Raw genomic sequence first — 16978 nt, 5'->3', positions numbered from 1 at the left:
GGAGTGTCGCTACTGGATGTCACCCGTGGTCGCGGAGCGGACCGGGCCCTGGGCGGTGAGGTCGCCCGGGGGGATGCCGGGGTGGTGGGTGTCCCCGGCGCTCGCGGTGGTCGCCGTCGGGCCCAGGGCCAGGCGGGAGACGATGCGGTAGCGGTCGCCGCGGTAGAGGGAGTGCACGTACTCGATCGGGCGGCCCGTGTCGTCGTTGGTGAGGCGCTCGAACAGCAGCGCGGGCGACAGGACCGGCACGCCGAGCAGCTCCGACTCGGCGTCGTTGGTGACCGTGGGTTCCACGGACTGGATGGCGTCGTGCACGCGCACCCCGTGCTCGTGCAGGCGGGCGTAGAGGTCGCCGGACTCCAGGTCCACGAGCGACAGTCGCGGCGCGACGGTCACCGGCACGTGCAGGTACTCGATCGCCATCGGGGCGCCGTCGACGAACCGTTGCCGTGCCACGTAGAAGATCTCGGCGGCGGGCGAGATCCGCAGCCGCCTGCCCACCCGCGCCCCCGCGGCGATGGTCGCGAACTCCAGCACCTTGCTCGTCCACGTGCCCGCCGCCTGGGGGAGCGTCATGGACCGCTCGCCCGACACCATCTCCTGCGTGATCTTGGCGGGCGCGACGAACGTCCCGCGCCCGTGCTGGCGCACCAGCATCCCGTTGTTGACGAGTTCGTCCACCGCCGAGCGCAGCGTCGGCCGCGACACCTCCAGCCGCTGGCACAGCACCCGCTCGGCGGGCAGCGGCGCGCCCGGCGGGTGCGTCTCGATCAGCTCGAGGAGGTAGTCACGCACGCGCTCGCGCTTGAGGATGGCTCCGGCCATGTTGCCAGTATGACCTGACCAGAGGACAGCGCACATAGTTGACCACTTGTCCGCCGCTCACGAGGCATATCTTGGCGTCGACCAGGCTATTGACGCAGAGATTGGTCTATGCCATTTTGGTGCAGACCACCCGGACCTTACCAATTGGTCAGATCCCGAAGCACCGTGAGGTGACCCCGTGCCGCATCGCTTGGCCGCCGGCCTGCTCGCGCTGGCGCTCTCCGTCCCCGCCCTGGCCGCGTGCGGCTCCGACGACACGCCGGGCAGCGGGCCTGCGAACCTGACCGTCTGGCTGATGAAGGACACCGCGACCGACGAGTACGTCGCGGACTTCGAGGCCGAGTTCGAGCGCGACCACCCCGAGTACACCCTCACCGTCCAGATCCAGGAGTGGGACGGCATCACCGAGAAGATCACCGGCGCGCTCGCGAGCACCGACCCGCCGGACGTGATCGAGGTCGGCAACACGCAGGTCGCGCAGTACGCGGCGAGCGGCGGCGTCACCGACCTGTCGGACAAGGTCGGCGCGTTGCGGGGCGAGGACTGGCTGCCCGGCCTCGCCGAACCGGGCGCGGTCGACGGCAAGCAGTTCGGCATCCCGTTCTACGCCGCCAACCGCGTGGTCATCTACCGCACGGACCTGTTCGAAGCCAAGGGGATCGACCCGCCTGCCACCCGCGAGGAGTGGCTCACGGCGACCGCCGCGCTCAACCAGGGCGGCACGCAGGGCATCTACCTGCCCGGCCAGAACTGGTACGTGCTCGCCGGGTTCATCTGGGACGAGGGCGGCGACCTCGCCGTGCGCGACGGCGACCGCTGGCAGGGCACGCTCGGCACCCCGGAAGCCCTGGCGGGCGCGGACTTCTACCGGCGGCTCCAGGCGCTCGGCAAGGGGCCGAAGGACTCCGACGAGGCCAAACCGCAGCAGACCGACGTGTTCGCCCGCGGCGACGTCGCCCAGTTCATCGCCGTCCCCGGCGCCGCGAAGCTGGTCACGACCGCGAACCCGGAACTGGCCGGCAAGCTCGGCTTCTTCCCCATCCCCGGCAAGACGGCAGGCGAACCGGGCGCGGTGTTCACCGGCGGCTCCGACCTGATCGTGCCGGTCGCGTCGGCCAACCAGGACGGCGCCTACGCCGTGGTCGAGGCCCTGGCGGGGGAGAGGTGGCAGGTCGAGCTGGCCACGACGATGAACTACGTGCCCAACCGCACCTCGCTCGCCGACGCGGTCGGCGACGACCCGGGCGCCGCCGCGATGGCCGCGGGCGCCGCCAACGGCCACGCCACGCCGAACTCCCCGAACTGGACGGCCGTCGAGGCCCGCAACCCGATCAAGGAGTTCCTGACCAAGGTCCTCACGGGGGCCGACCCGAAGACCGCCGCCGCCGACGCGGACGCGGTGATCACCGCGGCGCTCAACACCGCGACGTAGCCGTGGTGGTCACGGAAGCTCCTCCGGTGCGGCGGCCGCACCACAGCCGCAGGGCCGCCGCACCGGGGGACCGCCGCCGCCGGGCCTGCTGGCCCTACCTGCTCGTCGCGCCGACCCTGCTGGCGACCGCCTACCTGCTGCTGTACCCGTTGCTGCGCAACGTGGTCATCTCGTTCCAGCACTTCGGGATGGCCGAGCTGATCCGCGGCGGCGCGGGCTTCGCGGGGCTCGCCAACTACACCGCCGTGCTGTCCGACCCGGAGTTCTGGTCGGTCACCACCCGCACGCTGGTGTTCACCGCGATCAACGTCGTGCTGATCATGGTGCTGTCCACGGCGGTCGCGCTGCTCGTCGTGCGGCTGGGGCGGTGGCCGCGGCTCCTGGTGCTCGGCGGGGTCGTGCTCACCTGGGCCACCCCGATGATCGCCGCGACCACGGTGTTCCAGTGGATGTTCTCCTCACAGCTGGGGGTGGTGAACTGGGCGCTGGTGTCGCTCGGGTTCGAGCAGTTCCGCGGCCACACCTGGTTCGCCGACGGGCCGCAGACCTTCGCGATCCTCGTGGTGCTGATCGTGTGGCAGTCGGTGCCGTTCGCCGCGCTGACCCTGTACGCGGCGATGACCACGGTGCCCCACGAGCTGTACGAGGCGGCGCGCATCGACGGCGCGGGCGCGTTCCGGTCGTTCCGCTCGATCACCTTCCCGGTGCTGCGGCCCATGTTCGGGCTCGTCACCTGCCTCGAGGTGATCTGGGTCGGCAAGGCGTTCGTGCAGATCTGGGTGATCAGCGAGGGCGGGCCGGGGCGCGCGACGACCACGCTCCCGGTGTACGCCTACCAGGTCGCGCAGTCGCTGCACCGCTACGACCTCGGCGCCGTGATCTCCATGCTCATGGTGCTGCTGCTGGTGCTCGCGCTGCTGTTCTACTTCCGGCACATGTACCGCGAGGAGGCGCGCGCATGACCCGCCGCCTCGGGAGGAACCTGCTGGCACTGCTCGTGTTCGTGGTGTCGGTGTTCCCCGTGTACTGGATGGTGCTGACCGCGTTCAAGCCGACGCGGGAGATCCAGGCGGAGACGCCGACGTTCTGGCCGTCCACGCTCACGGTCGAGCACTTCGGCACCGCCGTGGCCGCCCGGGGTTTCTGGTCGTTCTGGCGCAACAGCATCCTCGTCGCGGGCGGCGCGGTCCTGCTGTCGCTCGTGGTCGCGCTGCTCGCCGCGTACGCGGTGGCCAGGCTGCGCTGGAAAGGCAGGCGCGGCTTCATCCTCATGGTGTTCATCGCGCAGATGACGCCGTGGGAGGCGCTGCTCATCCCGATGTACGTCATCGCGCGGGACACCGGGATGCTCGACACGCTGGCCATGCTGACGCTCGTCTACTTCATGATCACCCTGCCGTTCACGATCGTCACGCTGCGGAACTTCCTCGCCGCGGTGCCGGTCGAGCTGGAGGAGGCGGCGCAGGTGGACGGGTGCGACCGGCCCGCGGCGTTCCGGCGGGTCGTGTTCCCGCTGCTGTGGCCCGGCCTGCTGAGCACCTCGCTGTTCGGGTTCATCACCGCGTGGAACGAGTTCGCCTTCGCCAACCTGCTGATCATCAAGGACCAGGACGACCGCACCCTGCCGGTCTGGCTGTCCTCGTTCGGCACCACGTTCGGCACCGACTGGGGCGCGACGATGGCCGCGTCGACCCTGTTCATGCTGCCCGTGCTGGCGATCTTCCTGGTGCTGCAGGGCAAGGTGACCGCCGGCATCACCGGCGGCGCGGTCAAGGGCTGAGAGGGGAGACCACCGTGCTCGTGCCGAGACCCACGCGCCTGCGCCAGCGGGCGGGGCAGTTCGTGTTCGGGCCCGCGACGGCGTTGCGCGCGACACCCGGCGCCGAACCCGCGGCCCGGCTGCTGCGGCGCTACCTGCGCCCGGCCACCGGGCTGCCGCTTCCCCTGTCCGCCACCGGAACCGTGCTGTTCGCGCTCGACGAGCGGCTCGTCGGGCTCGGCGACGAGGGGTACGCGCTGACGGTCGGCGAGCAGGCCGTGGTGCTGCGCGCCCGCCGCCCGGCCGGGCTGCTGCACGGTGTGCAGACCATCCGGCAGCTGCTGCCCGTCGAAGCGCTGGGGGAGACTCCGGCGCCGGGCGTCCGGTGGGCGATGCCGTGCGCCGACGTGACCGACGTGCCGCGACTGCCGTGGCGCGGGGCGATGCTCGACGTCGCGCGGCACTTCCAGCCGGTGCGGTTCCTGCGCCGCTTCGTGGACCTGCTGGCACTGCACAAGCTCACGGTGCTGCACCTGCACCTGACCGACGACCAGGGCTGGCGCATGCCGGTCGCCGCGTACCCGGCGCTGACCGAGGTCGGTGGGGTGCGGTCGTCGACGCAGCTCGGCCCGGCGGGCAGCGACCGGTTCGACGGCGTGCGGCACGGCGGCGCCTACACGACCGCCGAGCTGCGCGGGCTCGTGGCGTACGCGGCCGCGCGCGGGGTGCGGATCGTGCCGGAGATCGACATGCCCGGGCACGCGCGGGCCGCGCTCGCCGCCTACCCGTGGCTGGGCAACCAGCCGGAGCGGCGGCTTCCCGTGTGGACGGAGTGGGGCGTCTCCGACGCGGTCTTCGGCGTGCACGACCGGGTCTTCGCGTTCCTCCACACCGTGCTCGGCGAGGTCATGGACGTCTTCCCCGGCGAGCACGTGCACATCGGCGGGGACGAGGTGCCGTGGACCGAGTGGGCGGCGAGCCCGGTCGCGCTGGACCGCGTCGCCCGCGAGGGACTGGCAGGCCCGCACGCCCTGCGTGCCTGGTTCCTCCGCCGGATCGGCGCGTTCCTGCTCGACCACGGGCGGGTGCCGGTCTGCTGGGACGACAGCGCAGGCGACGTCCCGCCGCTCGACCCGCGCACGGTCGTGATGCCGTGGCAGGAGGGCGCTTCCGTGCCGCGGGGGCACCCCGTCGTGCTCACGCCGTACCGCGCGACCTACCTGGACTATCCACAGTCGACGGACGACGGCGAGCGGCCCGGCCAGCCCGGCGGGGTCGTGACCATGTCCGACGTCTACCACCAGCCGATCCCCGACGACCCGGCCGTGCTCGGCAGCCAGTGTCAACTGTGGACCGAGCAGGCCCCGCGCGCCGAGGACGTGGAGTACCTCGCCTTCCCCCGGCTGTGCGCGCTGGCCGACGCGCTGTGGTCCGCCAGGCCCGGCTGGGCCGCGTTCCGCGCCGCGATGACCGTGCACGAACACCGGCTGGCGGCCATGTCGGTTGCCCACCGGTCCCTGACCGCGACGAGCTGAGAGGAGGACCGCACCCCGTACGCACCCTGCACGTACTGGAGGAGAAAGTGTTCCGGAGAACCCTCGCCGTCGTCGCCGCCGTGGCCGCGGTGACCACGGTCCTGCACGCACCGGCGTCCGCCGCCGCGGACGCCGTCACCGCCAACTACCGCACCAGCGCCACGGGCGCCACCACCGACCAGGTGGAGCCGTGGTTCACCATCACCAACACCGGCACGACCACCATCCCGCTGTCCGAGCTGACGCTGCGGTACTACTTCCGCGGCGAGACCCCCGACGTCGGCTACCGCTTCGCGTGCTCGTGGGCGGTGCGCGGCTGCGCCAACGTGACCGGCACGTTCCGGCCGCTGTCCACGCCGACGCCGGCCGCGGACCGGTACCTGGAGGTCGGGTTCACCTCGGGTGCCGGCTCCCTCGCGCCCGGTGGCACGACCGGCGACCTCCAGTTGCGGTTCTACCGGAGCAACTGGGGCCCGATCACCCAGACCGACGACTACTCGTTCGCCAACCGCACCACCTACGCCCTGGCGTCCGCCATGACCGTCCAACGTGGGGGGACGACGATCTGGGGCACCGGCCCCGGTGGTGACGGCCCCACCGATCCGCCCGACCCGCCGGACCCGACCGGCGAGGTGCTGTTCGACGACTTCGCGTACACGTCGTCGAGCGAGCCGAGGATCGCCCAGCGCGGGTGGACCGTGCGCTCGGGCGGCGGCGGCCCCGGGGTGCCGGGCGCGACGTGGGACCCGTCGCTGGTCACGTTCCCCACGGTGGGCGGGAACCAGGTGCTGCAGCTGGAGTCGTCGAACAACGGCTCGAGCGCGCGGCAGACGGAGCTGTACCACCAGCGCAAGTTCTTCGAGGGCACCTACGCCGCGCGGGTGTACTTCACCGACGCGCCGGTCCGCGGCGTCGACGGCGACCACGTGGTGCAGACGTTCTTCACCATCACCCCGCTGAACGCCCCGATGGACCCCGACTACGGCGAGCTCGACTTCGAGTACCTGCCGAACGGCGGCTGGGGTGAGCAGGCGAACATCCTGTACACCACGACGTGGGAGACCTACCAGAACGAGCCGTGGGTCGCCGACAACGTCCACACCGAACAGCGCACCAGCTTCGCGGGCTGGCACGACCTGGTGATCCAGGTGGCGTCCGGCCGCGTGAAGTACTACGTGGACGGTCAGCTGTTCGCCGACCACGGCGACCGGTACTACCCGGAGACGCCGATGTCGATCAACTTCAACCTGTGGTTCATCGCGGGCGGGCTGGTCGGCCAGCCGGGTGACCGCGCCTACCAGGAGCGGGTCGACTGGGTCTACTTCGCCGAGCACGAGGTGGTGAGCCCGGCCCAGGTCACGGCACGGGTGGGCGGCTACCGGACGTCGGGCGTGACGCACGTCGACACCGTGCGGTGACCGTAGAGGTGGTGGGGAGCGCGCGCTCCCCACCACCTCTAGGCTGGTGGTACCCGGACCGATCGAGAGGCGTCGTGAGCCTGGCGAGACCCGCGTTCGTGTTGCACGACCACCGCAAGCCGCGGCCGCACTTCGACCTGCGGCTGGAGGAGAACGGCGTCCTGCGCTCGTGGGCGGTCCCGCGCGGCCTGCCGGCCGAACCGGGGGAGAACCGGCTGGCGATCGCCGTCCCCGACCACGACCTCGACCACCTCGAGTACACCGACGAGCACAAGTCCATCGCCGACATCGGCTGGTGGGAGGAGCACGACCGCACACCCCGCCGGTTCATCTTCACCCTGCACGGCCGCCACGACGACGTGCGGTACGTCCTCGTCGACACCGGTGCCGACTGGCTCCTGCGCCGCACCAACGACCAGCCCGCCGCCGACGGCTGACCTACGCGATCAGGTCGTCGACGATCTCGGCGAGCCGCTCGACGCCGCGGTACGTAGCCATGCGGGCGGCCAGTCCGCGCGCGGCCGCGCGGTAGCGGTCGTCGGCGAGGACGGCGCGGACGGCTCGGCGGAGGGCGGCGGGTGCTCGGTCCGCAGCCGCCGCCCGGCCCCCGACCACGCGACCCGGGCGATGACCTCCGCCTTGTCTTCGTGCGCACCCGCGGCCACGATCGGCACCCCGTGGCGCAGCGCGTACTGCACGCCGCCGTAGCCACCGTTCGTGACGTGGACGGCCGTCTTCGGCAGGAGCTGTTCGTACGGCAGGAACTCGGCCGCACGTGCGTTGGCCGGCAGCGGCGGCAGCGTCTCGACCGGCCGCCCGGTCGGTGGCGACCGCGGCAGCCGCTGGAACATCGCGTCGGCGAGCCGCTGGACGTCCCGGAGCACGACCTTGGCGGTCAGCAGCGCGTGCACGCCGTTGCGGAGCCTGCCGAGCGGGGGTGAGCCCCATGCCGAACGGTGCGGTGTCGCGGCTCGCGATCATCAGCGGGCAGACACATGACGATCGGCGGCCGCACCCCCCTCGGGTGCCCGAGCAGGAACGCGCCACCCAGGAACGCCGGGTCGGCGAGGAGCACGTCGGCGGGTTCCTCGGTGTGCGCGGCCATGACCGCGTCCCGCTGGGCAGGGCCGGGGCGGACGAAGATCCGGTCGATGTCGTGGGCGATCGCCTGCACCCCGGTGAGCGCGGCGCGCTCGGGGAAGGTCTCGTGCCAGTCCTGCCGGTCGTCGAAGTCGATCTCGGCGGGCAGCGGCACGCGCTTGGCGCCGGTGGCGACGACGACGTCGGCGAACCTGGCCCCGGTGAGGAAGCGGACCCGGTCCCCGCGCCCGGCGAAGTGCCGGGCGACGGCGAGCAGCGGCGTGACGTGCCCGTGGATGGGCATCGTGGCGATCAGGATGGCGGGCGCGGGTCGTGGCGTCGGCCGCCGCGGTGTTCGGCGAGCACGGGTTCCACGCCGCCACGTTCGCGCAGATCGCGACGCGGGCCGAGGTCTCGGTCGAGACGGTGCGGAAGCACGGCCCGAAGACGGCGCTGCGGTGGGCCGCGGTCGAGGTGGCGTCGTTCGGCGTCGAGGGCGACGTCGACCTGTTCGACACCGAACGGGGGCGGGCGTTCCTCGCGACCGGGGACCCGGACGAGTTCGCGGCGCTGGCCGGCGCGACGATGCCGGCGATCAACGAGCCGGTCGCCGGCACGTGGACCGCCGCGGCGCACGGCGACCCCGAGGTGGCCGGCCACCTGGCGCGGCGCCTCGCCACGATCAGGGGACAGGTCGAGCAGGCGCTCCGCGTCGTCGGCGACCGGGGCTGGCCGCGCGCCGACGTGCCCTTCGACGACCTCGTGGAGGCCGTCTGCGTGCTCACGAGCGTCGAGACCTACGTGCGTTTCGTGCGCGTGGACGGCAGGAGCCCACAGCGGTACCAGGCCTTCGTCGCCCGTGCGCTCCGCGACACGGTGCTCGCCCGCTGACCCGGGTTGTGCGTGCGCTGTGCCGTGATCGCGCCGTGGCGGTGCGCGCCGTCGGTAACGTCGCCCGCGTCCGGGATCGGCCACGGGGAAGGACGACGAGCACATGAAGACCACGCGGAGGCGGCTGCTCACGGCGGGCGCGGCGAGTGCGGTCGCCGTCGGGACGTCGTTCCTGACGGCCGGCGAAGCGGCCGCTGACGGCTACGGTTCCGGGGCGCTGGGGCCGTGGGAGAACCTGTCCAAGGCGATCTCCACGATCACCCAGATCCGGCCGGTGCTGACGAGCGACGGGCTGTTCATGTTCGGCGACAGCATCGCGGTCCAGGACGGCTACTCGCTGGCGCAACGGCTGCTGAGCCGCACCGGTGACCAGATCGCCGTGCACAACTGGTCGGGCAGGCCGACCGAGCCGGCGGTCGACGCGCTCGCCGAGTGGGCCCAGACGTACGGCCTCCCGAGCCGGATCCTGATGGCGACCGGGTCCAACGACATCTTCACCCCGCCGGTGTTCGCCGCGCAGGTCGACCGGGCGATGACCATCGCCGGGCCGGGGCGGACGGTGTTCTGGGTGAACACGCAGGTCGCCAGGACGAGCCAGACCGCGGCCGTCCAGCTGGCCGACCAGCGCAACAGCGCGTGGATCAACCTCCAGCTCGCCGACGCGCAGAAGCGCCACCCGAACCTGCGGATCATCCGGTGGGCGGAGTTCCTGGCCGCGAAGCCGTCCCGCCTGACGGGCTACCTCCGCGACGGCGTCCACACCACCGTCCCGCTGGGCCAGGACGCCCGCAACGAGCTGATCGTGCAGGCGATCGAAGCGGCCTGACGCCGGACGCTCGTCGTCGTACGCCGTCGTGGCACGAGGAGGTGCGCGATGACCGCCGTTTTCGGAAATCCGCGCGCCTGAAAGTTTCGGCCGGCGGGTAATCCACCCGAATTCTCCACTTTCCGTTGAACTTTCGGTCACCAGCCGATACGGTTGGTGATTGCTGGGAGCGCTCCCAATCCGATCACCATTCCCATCAACGGAGATGGAGGCCTCGTCCATGCGTATGCGCACGACCACCAGGCCGAAGGCGCCGCCGCGTGCCCTGCTGGCACTGGTCATCGCCGCGCTCGCCAGCGTGTTCGTCCTGACCCCGACGGCATCGGCCCACGGCACCATCGTCAACCCCGCTACCCGCGCCTACCACTGCTGGCAGGCATGGGGCAGCCAGCACATGAACCCCGCGATGCAAACGCAGGATCCCATGTGCTGGCAGGCTTTCCAGGCCAATCCGGACACCATGTGGAACTGGATGAGCGCCCTGCGGGACGGTCTCGGCGGCAACTTCCAGGGCTCGACGCCCGACGGGCAGCTGTGCAGCAACGGCCTCGCGCGCAACAACTCCCTCAACAACCCCGGTCAGTGGAAGACCACCAACATCGGCGCCAACTTCACGATGCAGCTGTACGACCAGGCCAGTCACGGCGCGGACTTCTTCCGGGTCTATGTCAGCAAGAACGGTTTCGACCCGACCACGCAGCGCCTCGGCTGGGGCAACCTCGATTTCATCATGCAGACCGGCAGGTACGCACCTGCCCAGAACATCTCGTTCAACGTCCAGACCTCTGGCTACAGAGGACACCACATCGTGTTCACGATCTGGCAGGCATCGCACCTCGACCAGACGTACATGTGGTGCAGTGACGTGAACTTCGGTTGAGCATTCCGGCCGTCCGGCCGGAATTTCGCGGAAGGGGCGGTCCGGCGTGGGGCCGCCCCTTTCCACGACCGTTCAGAACGTGCCGAACAACGTCTCCAGCTCGATCCCGACGCCCATCGCGCCGGTGAACCCCGCGGTCCAGCCGCGGGCGCCGTTGTACTGCCCGCTGAACCCGACCTCGCCGAACAGGTAGATGTTCGAGTGGCGGACCGGGTATTTCACCCCGCCCTGCAGGAAGTCCACGATCCAGGCGTGCTCGGTCGAGTCGTGCCCGAACTGCGCGCCGATGCCCTGCTCGAGGCTGAACTCCAGGTGCGACCCGAACGCGGGCCAGCTCCGCTGGAGCAACGTCCACCCGAACTTCGCCTGCCACGTGTAGCCGGTCGAGTAGGAGATCGAGAAGGCCGGGTCGCTCGGGTTGATCAACCCGAACAACGGCCGCGGCAGCAGGTGGAAGTCCCCGAAGGCGAACTCGAAGGTCATCGTGCCCTCGAAGCCCTCGCCGGTGTCGCCCTCGGCGGCGGCCTCGACGGCGATCGGGCCGAGATCGGTGTCGGTCACGAGACCCTCCTGGCGTTGCCCGGCAGCTCGTCCAGCTCCTCGAGCGTGATCTGCTCGTCCGGCGCGGCGACCCGCACCTGCATGGAGACCGCGATGTCGCCCGGCACCGCCGCCGACTGCTCGCCGCCCTGCCCGTCCGCGGCCGGCGTCGCTTCGCCGGTGAGCGCCGCCCAGGTCCCCTCGTCGCACCGGCCGGTGGCGGACAACCCGTACTGCTGCTGGAGCGCGCTGACCGCGGACTCGGTCACCGCGCAGTACGTGCCGCCGTCGAAGCCGCTGCCCACCCCGTGGTACTCCAGCAGCTGCTGCAGGTAGGTCACCCATTCGCCGGTGTCGCCCGCGCTGAGCGTCGGTTGCTCCGCCATACCTCAGTTGTGCCAGGTCCGCGCGCGGCGGGGGACCGTCGTCCGGGCGCCCGATCGGGCGGTCCGGCGCGCCTCAGTCGGCGGGCCCGCGGCGCCGTTGGTGCACGGGTCGCTGACGACGGCGGCGTTTCCGAGCCTGTGGCCGGGCGAGAGCCCGTCGGCGTGCGCTGGTCCGGATGGCGCAATTCGGCGTGCCCGGTAAACGCGGCGCGGGTGCCGCGTGGTTCTCCAGGGTGGGAGGGGTTCCTGACAGGGAGGAGATGTGGTGCGCCGACGGAAATGGTGGCGTGGCGGTACGGTCGTCGCGCTCGTGGCGGCACTCGCCGCGAGTGTGGTGTCCAGCGTGGGGCCGGTGGCGGTGGCACAGCAGAGCGCCCCGGCCGGCCTGGGTGAGCCGGTCTCGGTCACGCTGGTCAGCGGGGACCGGGTGGAGCTGTGGGGGAGCGGAGCCTCGGCGCCCCTGCGGGTCGAGCCCGCCGCACGCGCGCACCCCGTGCCGTTCCAGGACTACTGGCACGACGGCGACCGGTACGTGGTGCCCGGCGACGCGGCCCGGCTGGTGGCGGACGGCGTGCTGGACCGCGAGCTGTTCAACGTCACCGGGCTGGTCCGGCAACGCTACGACGACGCGCACACCGCGGCGGTGCCACTGCTCGTCGAGTACGCCGGCGCACGGGCACGGGCCGCGGTGCCCGCGGGTGCGTCGGTGCGCCGCGCGCTGCCGGAGCTGGGCATGACCGCGGTGGACCAGAAGAAGTCCGGCGCCAAGGCCTTCTACGACACGCTGACCGCCACGCCGACGGCCCGCGGCGCCGCCGGCGTGCGGAAGGTCTGGCTGAACAAGCGGGTCCGCGCCACCCTCGACCAGAGCGTGCCGCAGGTCGGCGCGCCCGCCGCGTGGCAGCGCGGGCTGACCGGCGCCGGGGTGCGGGTCGCGGTGCTGGACACCGGCATCGACACCGACCACCCCGACCTGGCCGGGAAAACCGCCGTCAGCAAGGACTTCACGGGCGCCGGCGGGGTCGAAGACGGGCACGGGCACGGCACGCACGTCGCGTCGATCATCACCGGCACGGGTGCCGCGTCGGGCGGGCGGTACCGCGGGGTGGCGCCGGACGTCTCGCTCGCGGTCGGCAAGGTGCTCGACGACAGCGGCTGGGGCACCGACGACAGCGTGCTCGCCGGGATGCGCTGGGCGGCCGCCGAATCCGGCGCGAAGGTCGTCAACATGAGCCTCGGCAGCGAACCCACCGACGGCCAGGACCCGATGTCGGCGGCGGTGAACGAGCTGAGCCGCCGGTACGGGACGCTGTTCGTGATCTCCGCCGGGAACTACGGGAACGACCGGACGGTGAGCGCCCCGGGCGCCGCGGACGACGCGCTCACCGTCGGCAGCGTGTCGAAGCAGGACGAGCTGAGCGACTTCTCCAGCCGCGGCCCCCGGCTCGGCGACGGCGCCGCGAAGCCGGAGATCAGCGCGCCGGGTGGCGGGATCGTGGCGGCCCGGCCCGAGGGCGTGCCGCCGCTGGGCGAACCCGTCGGCGACGGCTACCAGAAGCTGGACGGCACCTCGATGGCGGCGCCGCACGTGGCCGCCGCGGCGGCGATCCTGGCCCAGCAGCACCCGGACTGGACCGGGTCGACGCTGAAGTCGGCGCTGGTCAGCAGCGCGCACGAGCTCCCGGGCGCCGGTGTGTTCGGGGTCGGCGCGGGCAGGCTCGACCTGGCGAGGGCGACCGCGACCCCGGTCGTGGCGACCGCCGCGGTGTCGGCGTACCTGCCGTGGCCGAACACCGGGTCGCGGGCACGCCGGACCGTCACGTGGACCAACACCGGCGACACGGCGGTCACCCTGTCGTTGCGTGCCGGCCTGGTCGACGGGAAAGGGCAGCCCGCCCCGGCGGGTCTCGTCACCCTGGCCGACGACGTGGTGACCGTGCCCGCCGGTGGCAGCGCGCCGGTCGAGGTGGTCGTCACCGGTCAGGAGGGCCGGACCGGGACGTACTCCGGCGTGCTGGTCGCCACGAACGCCGACGGCACGGTCCGCACCCGCACCGCGATCGCGGTGTACCAGCAGGAGCAGCGGCACGCGTTCACGCCGAACCTGGTGGACCGCAACGGTGCCGAACCCGTGGCGGACGGGCGGTCGCTGGCGTACGTGCTCGACCTCGACTCCGGCGTCGCCTACTACGCCCTCTCCGGCACGACGATCACCCTGCCCCGCGGCCGGTACGCCGTCCACGCCACGATCTTCACCGACGAGCCGGGCAAGGAGTCCTCGTACACGGTGGTCAGCCACCCGGAGCTGAACCTGGACCGGGACGTCACGCAGGCGTTCGACGCCCGCATCGGCCGGCCGGTCGTCGCCGAGCCGGACAACCCGGACGCGAGGGGTGGGACGCACGCGCTGTTCGCGATGTCCCGGCTCGCGGTCTGCGACTGCCTGTCCGCGCTGTTCTACGACGGCGACGCGCGGTTCGAGCCGGTGTACGCGGCGACCCTGCCGGGCACCGCGTCGGACGGCTACGCCCTGGGCCACGCCCGCCGCGCCACCGAACCCGGCCTGGAGATGGTGGCCGACGACGGGCAGCCGTTCGACGTCAACCTGCGGGCCCTGTTCGGCACCCCGCCCACCGAGGAGACCACCCTCACCGCGGTCTACGGCGGTGCGGGCACACCGGCGGACCTCGCGAAGATCGACGCCACCGGCAAGCTCGTGGTGGTGGAGTTCGACCCGGACCTCGGCCGGGAGGAGTGGCTGCGGCGCGGCGTCGCCATCGCCGAGGCGGGCGGCAAGCTCGCCATGTTCCGGTTCGTCGAGGAGGGCGCCACACCGCTGCCGCCGGGCGAACCGGTCGAGGGCGAGCCGGTGCCGACCTTCTACGGCAGGGACGGCAACGGCACCGTGGACCGGCTCGTCGAGCTGGTCAAGCGCGGCGAGACCACGGTCAGCTACGCCGCCAGGGCGGGCACCGACCTGCGTTACGAGCTGATCCACGGCGTGGCACGGCAGGTCACCGCGCCGCTCGTGTACCGGCCGGAGACCGGGGACCTGGCGTCGGTGCGCACGGCGTACCACGACGGCGCCCCGAACCTGGCCGGCTTCGCCGCGTTCGGCACGCTGTTCGGCCGGCACGTCGGCACCGGCTGGTTCGCGCAGGCCGCGGCCCAGCAGGAACGGGTCGAGTACTTCACCCCGGGGACGTGGGAGCTGACGGCGAGCACCGGCCCGATGGTCGTGACCGACACGGTGACCCTCGCCGCGCACCGCCCGCCGGCCCGGATCGCGTGGAACAAGGCGGTCATCGGCCCGGCGCTGCGGGGCACCACGATGAACAACCTCGGCGAGCAGCCGCACCCGTGGTCGTGGCGGCACGACGGCCTGATCAGCGTCAAGCTGCCGATGTACGGCGACGCGGCCGGGCGCGCGCGGATGGTCGACGCGTTCACCGACGCCACCGGCTCGGTCACGGTCCTGCGCGACGGCGTCGAGCTGGGCACGTCGCCGGTGACCGACTTCGCCGAGTACCCCGTGCCGGACGAGGAGTCGTCGTACCGCGTGGTGGCGGACGCCAGGCAGTCCGGCCCCACCTGGTCGACGTCCACGGTGGTCACCGCGGAGTGGGCGTTCCGGTCGTCGGCGGCCGGAGCGGACAAGGCGCTGCCGATGCTGACGACCCGGTTCGCCCCGGCCGTCGACGTGCGCAACCGGGCACCCGGCGACCGCCGGTTCTCGTTCCCGGCCCACGTCGAACGCCAGGACGGGCCCGCGCGGATCACCGCGCTGTCGGTGGACGTCTCCTACGACGACGGGAAGACGTGGCGGCCGGCCGAGGTCCGGCGCACCGGCGACCACTGGACAGTGACCGTGCGCCACCCGAAGGGCGGCTACGCCTCGCTGCGGTCCCGCGCCGCCGACGCGGACGGGAACCGGCTCACGCAGACGATCGTGCGCGCGTACGGGATCGGCTGAGGGGTCGCGGGCCCGGCGGTGTGCGCGCCGCCGGGCCCGTTCGGCCGTTCGGCACAGGGGTCGTTCGGGATCGTTCGGGACAGGCGACACCGTCGCGGACCCCGTGTCACGGTCGACGCCGGTTCCGACGAGAAAGCCTGAGCGCACATGAGAAGAACGCTGAACGTACGCCGTCTGACCGGTGGCGTGGTCGTCGCCGCGGCGCTGGCCGCGACCGCGGGCGTCGCCCCGGCGGCGGCCGAGTCGACGGGGGTCCAGAGCGCGGTGCTGGGGACGACGTGCGAGGGCACCCTCGGCGGTGTCGAGAAGTTCGTCATCGTGTCCGACAGCGGGATCCCGGCGGGGAGCACTTGGGTCGTCAGCACGAGCGTGAACCCCTCGCCGTACACCTTCAAGGCGGTGCCGGACTCGCCACTGGTCCAGGCGACGCAGCGCAGCCAGTCCTCCGTGGACCTCAAGGCACTGGCGGCGATCCCCAGCGGGACGGTCGTGAAGGTGACGCCGCAGAACTTCTACACCACGTCGGTGCTCACCATTTCCGGCTACGGCGGCTCCGTGTCGTCCGCGCCGTGGTGCTGACGCTCGCTGGCTCGGCAGCCGGCTGGTTCTAACAGCTATTTTCTATATTGATGTCCGATATTAGCCGTGGGAACGCGGGATGGGGGGAGGGAAAGCGGGGAGCGAGGAACGGGAAGAACCGGAGAACGAGGGGGCCGCGGATACCGCGGAGACTTCGGAGGGCGGGAACCGCGGAGATCACGGGACGCGGGTAGACCCGGAATCCGGGGCGCGGTAACCGCAGAGAGACTGCGGAGAACGAGGGGACGCGGAGACTGCGGAAACCTCGGAAACCCCGAAGACCTCGGAGCGCGGGAAACCGCGGGAATCCCGGGACGCGGTAGACCCGGGAACCCGGGGCGCGGTCTCCTCAGAGACTGCGGAGACCGCAAAAACCGGAGAGACCGAGGGCGTGCGGGTAGACCGGGGAACCGGGGGCGCAGGACCGCAGACCGCAGAGACCGCGGAGACCGTGGAACCGCGGAGACCGTGGAACCGCGGAGACCGTGGAACCGCGGAGACCGTGGAACCGCGGAGACCGTGGAACCGCGGAGACCGTGGAACCGGAGAGACCGCGGGGCGCGCGGTACGCCGGGGAACCCTGGGGGCGCGGAAACCACGCAGACCGCGGAAACTGCGGAAACCCGGCGGGCGGTAGGCCGCGGAGGCTGCGGGGCGGGAGCACGCAGACCGCGAGCCGCGGAGGTGGGAGCCGCGGAACCACGGAACCGGGGAAACTGCGGACACCGCAGAAACCGCGGGTCGCCGTAGACCGCGGAGACCCGGGGCACGGTGCCGCGGAAGCGGGAAAGCAGGGAGACCGCGGGACGCCGAGGGACACCGAGGCAGGAGATCGCCTTCATACCCGCCCGGGC

At 72.1% G+C, this 16978-nt stretch carries 16 protein-coding genes; 11 read left to right on the top strand and 5 right to left on the bottom strand.

Annotation, left to right across the window (positions count from 1 at the left end; translation table 11 throughout):
- Window positions 1-9: 9 nt before the first annotated feature.
- Window positions 10-825, bottom strand: coding sequence for a GntR family transcriptional regulator (locus ACYQ77_RS35750; protein ID WP_459719652.1), 816 nt, complete (start codon window positions 823-825; stop codon window positions 10-12).
- A gap of 178 nt (window positions 826-1003) precedes the next feature.
- On the opposite strand from ACYQ77_RS35750, the gene ACYQ77_RS35745 reads away from it, so the two are divergent.
- The 6 genes from ACYQ77_RS35745 (at window position 1004) to ACYQ77_RS35720 (ending at window position 7406) form a co-directional block, all read left to right on the top strand.
- A complete protein-coding gene (locus ACYQ77_RS35745) occupies window positions 1004-2257 on the top strand; it encodes an extracellular solute-binding protein (RefSeq protein ID WP_459719650.1) in 1254 nt (417 codons plus the stop codon).
- Window positions 2258-2283: 26 nt separating this feature from the next.
- Window positions 2284-3219: a carbohydrate ABC transporter permease gene (locus tag ACYQ77_RS35740; RefSeq protein ID WP_459719648.1), complete on the top strand. Its 936-nt coding sequence runs from the start codon at window positions 2284-2286 to the stop codon at window positions 3217-3219.
- Window positions 3216-4037: a carbohydrate ABC transporter permease gene (locus ACYQ77_RS35735; protein WP_459719645.1), complete on the top strand. Its 822-nt coding sequence runs from the start codon at window positions 3216-3218 to the stop codon at window positions 4035-4037. The genes ACYQ77_RS35740 and ACYQ77_RS35735 overlap by 4 nt, the downstream gene beginning before the upstream one ends.
- A gap of 14 nt (window positions 4038-4051) precedes the next feature.
- Window positions 4052-5551: a beta-N-acetylhexosaminidase gene (locus tag ACYQ77_RS35730; RefSeq protein ID WP_459719643.1), complete on the top strand. Its 1500-nt coding sequence runs from the start codon at window positions 4052-4054 to the stop codon at window positions 5549-5551.
- A gap of 47 nt (window positions 5552-5598) precedes the next feature.
- Window positions 5599-6969: a cellulose binding domain-containing protein gene (locus ACYQ77_RS35725; RefSeq protein ID WP_459719640.1), complete on the top strand. Its 1371-nt coding sequence runs from the start codon at window positions 5599-5601 to the stop codon at window positions 6967-6969.
- 74 nt (window positions 6970-7043) lie between these two features.
- Window positions 7044-7406: a DNA polymerase ligase N-terminal domain-containing protein gene (locus ACYQ77_RS35720; RefSeq protein WP_459719637.1), complete on the top strand. Its 363-nt coding sequence runs from the start codon at window positions 7044-7046 to the stop codon at window positions 7404-7406.
- 9 nt (window positions 7407-7415) lie between these two features.
- Here the strand turns inward: ACYQ77_RS35720 and ACYQ77_RS35715 are convergent, their stop codons facing one another.
- Together ACYQ77_RS35715 and ACYQ77_RS35710 are read right to left on the bottom strand one after the other, a co-directional pair.
- Entirely contained in the window at window positions 7416-7880 is a 465-nt protein-coding gene (locus tag ACYQ77_RS35715) for a glycosyltransferase (protein ID WP_459719634.1), read from the bottom strand.
- Complete coding sequence (locus ACYQ77_RS35710) at window positions 7865-8353, bottom strand: hypothetical protein (protein WP_459719632.1); 489 nt, start codon at window positions 8351-8353, stop codon at window positions 7865-7867. Before ACYQ77_RS35710 ends, ACYQ77_RS35715 begins: the two co-directional genes overlap by 16 nt.
- A 29-nt stretch (window positions 8354-8382) precedes the next feature.
- Here ACYQ77_RS35710 and ACYQ77_RS35705 point away from each other — a divergent pair, with 29 nt between their 5' ends.
- The 3 genes from ACYQ77_RS35705 to ACYQ77_RS35695 all read left to right on the top strand — a co-directional run bounded on the left by ACYQ77_RS35705 (window position 8383) and on the right by ACYQ77_RS35695 (window position 10646).
- Window positions 8383-8940 carry a TetR/AcrR family transcriptional regulator gene (locus ACYQ77_RS35705; protein ID WP_459719629.1) on the top strand — a complete coding sequence of 186 codons (558 nt, stop codon included), beginning with the start codon at window positions 8383-8385 and terminating at the stop codon, window positions 8938-8940.
- A gap of 103 nt (window positions 8941-9043) precedes the next feature.
- Window positions 9044-9766, top strand: a complete 723-nt coding sequence (locus tag ACYQ77_RS35700; RefSeq protein ID WP_459719626.1) for an SGNH/GDSL hydrolase family protein — start codon at window positions 9044-9046, stop codon at window positions 9764-9766.
- 220 nt (window positions 9767-9986) lie between these two features.
- Entirely contained in the window at window positions 9987-10646 is a 660-nt protein-coding gene (locus ACYQ77_RS35695; protein ID WP_459720058.1) for a lytic polysaccharide monooxygenase auxiliary activity family 9 protein, read from the top strand.
- A gap of 72 nt (window positions 10647-10718) precedes the next feature.
- Here ACYQ77_RS35695 and ACYQ77_RS35690 read toward each other — a convergent pair whose 3' ends face one another.
- Together ACYQ77_RS35690 and ACYQ77_RS35685 are read right to left on the bottom strand one after the other, a co-directional pair.
- Window positions 10719-11207 (bottom strand): hypothetical protein, encoded by a 489-nt coding sequence (locus ACYQ77_RS35690; protein WP_459719624.1) that lies wholly within the window; start codon window positions 11205-11207, stop codon window positions 10719-10721.
- Window positions 11204-11572: a peptidoglycan-binding domain-containing protein gene (locus ACYQ77_RS35685; RefSeq protein WP_459719622.1), complete on the bottom strand. Its 369-nt coding sequence runs from the start codon at window positions 11570-11572 to the stop codon at window positions 11204-11206. Before ACYQ77_RS35685 ends, ACYQ77_RS35690 begins: the two co-directional genes overlap by 4 nt.
- 265 nt (window positions 11573-11837) lie before the next feature.
- Between ACYQ77_RS35685 and ACYQ77_RS35680 the strand changes: the two genes are divergently transcribed.
- Both ACYQ77_RS35680 and ACYQ77_RS35675 read left to right on the top strand, forming a co-directional pair.
- On the top strand, window positions 11838-15545 hold the full coding sequence (locus ACYQ77_RS35680; RefSeq protein WP_459719620.1) for a S8 family serine peptidase: 3708 nt from the start codon (window positions 11838-11840) through the stop codon (window positions 15543-15545).
- 147 nt (window positions 15546-15692) lie between these two features.
- A complete protein-coding gene (locus tag ACYQ77_RS35675; protein WP_459719618.1) occupies window positions 15693-16124 on the top strand; it encodes a hypothetical protein in 432 nt (143 codons plus the stop codon).
- Window positions 16125-16978: the final 854 nt, after the last annotated feature.

The organism is Actinophytocola sp. KF-1, assembly GCF_054661535.1.
Note: the sequence above shows the minus strand (reverse complement) of the source record. Positions and strands in the feature narration are given on the sequence as shown.

Excerpts from the sequence above, each read along its gene's own strand:
- ACYQ77_RS35750 (WP_459719652.1), bottom strand. The coding sequence starts at position 825 with ATGGCCGGAGCCATCCTCAAGCGCGAGCGCGTGCGTGACTACCTCCTC.
- ACYQ77_RS35735 (WP_459719645.1), top strand. The coding sequence starts at position 3,216 with ATGACCCGCCGCCTCGGGAGGAACCTGCTGGCACTGCTCGTGTTCGTG.
- ACYQ77_RS35710 (WP_459719632.1), bottom strand. The coding sequence starts at position 8,353 with ATGCCCATCCACGGGCACGTCACGCCGCTGCTCGCCGTCGCCCGGCAC.
- ACYQ77_RS35700 (WP_459719626.1), top strand. The coding sequence starts at position 9,044 with ATGAAGACCACGCGGAGGCGGCTGCTCACGGCGGGCGCGGCGAGTGCG.
- ACYQ77_RS35695 (WP_459720058.1), top strand. The coding sequence starts at position 9,987 with ATGCGTATGCGCACGACCACCAGGCCGAAGGCGCCGCCGCGTGCCCTG.
- ACYQ77_RS35685 (WP_459719622.1), bottom strand. The coding sequence starts at position 11,572 with ATGGCGGAGCAACCGACGCTCAGCGCGGGCGACACCGGCGAATGGGTG.
- ACYQ77_RS35675 (WP_459719618.1), top strand. The coding sequence starts at position 15,693 with ATGAGAAGAACGCTGAACGTACGCCGTCTGACCGGTGGCGTGGTCGTC.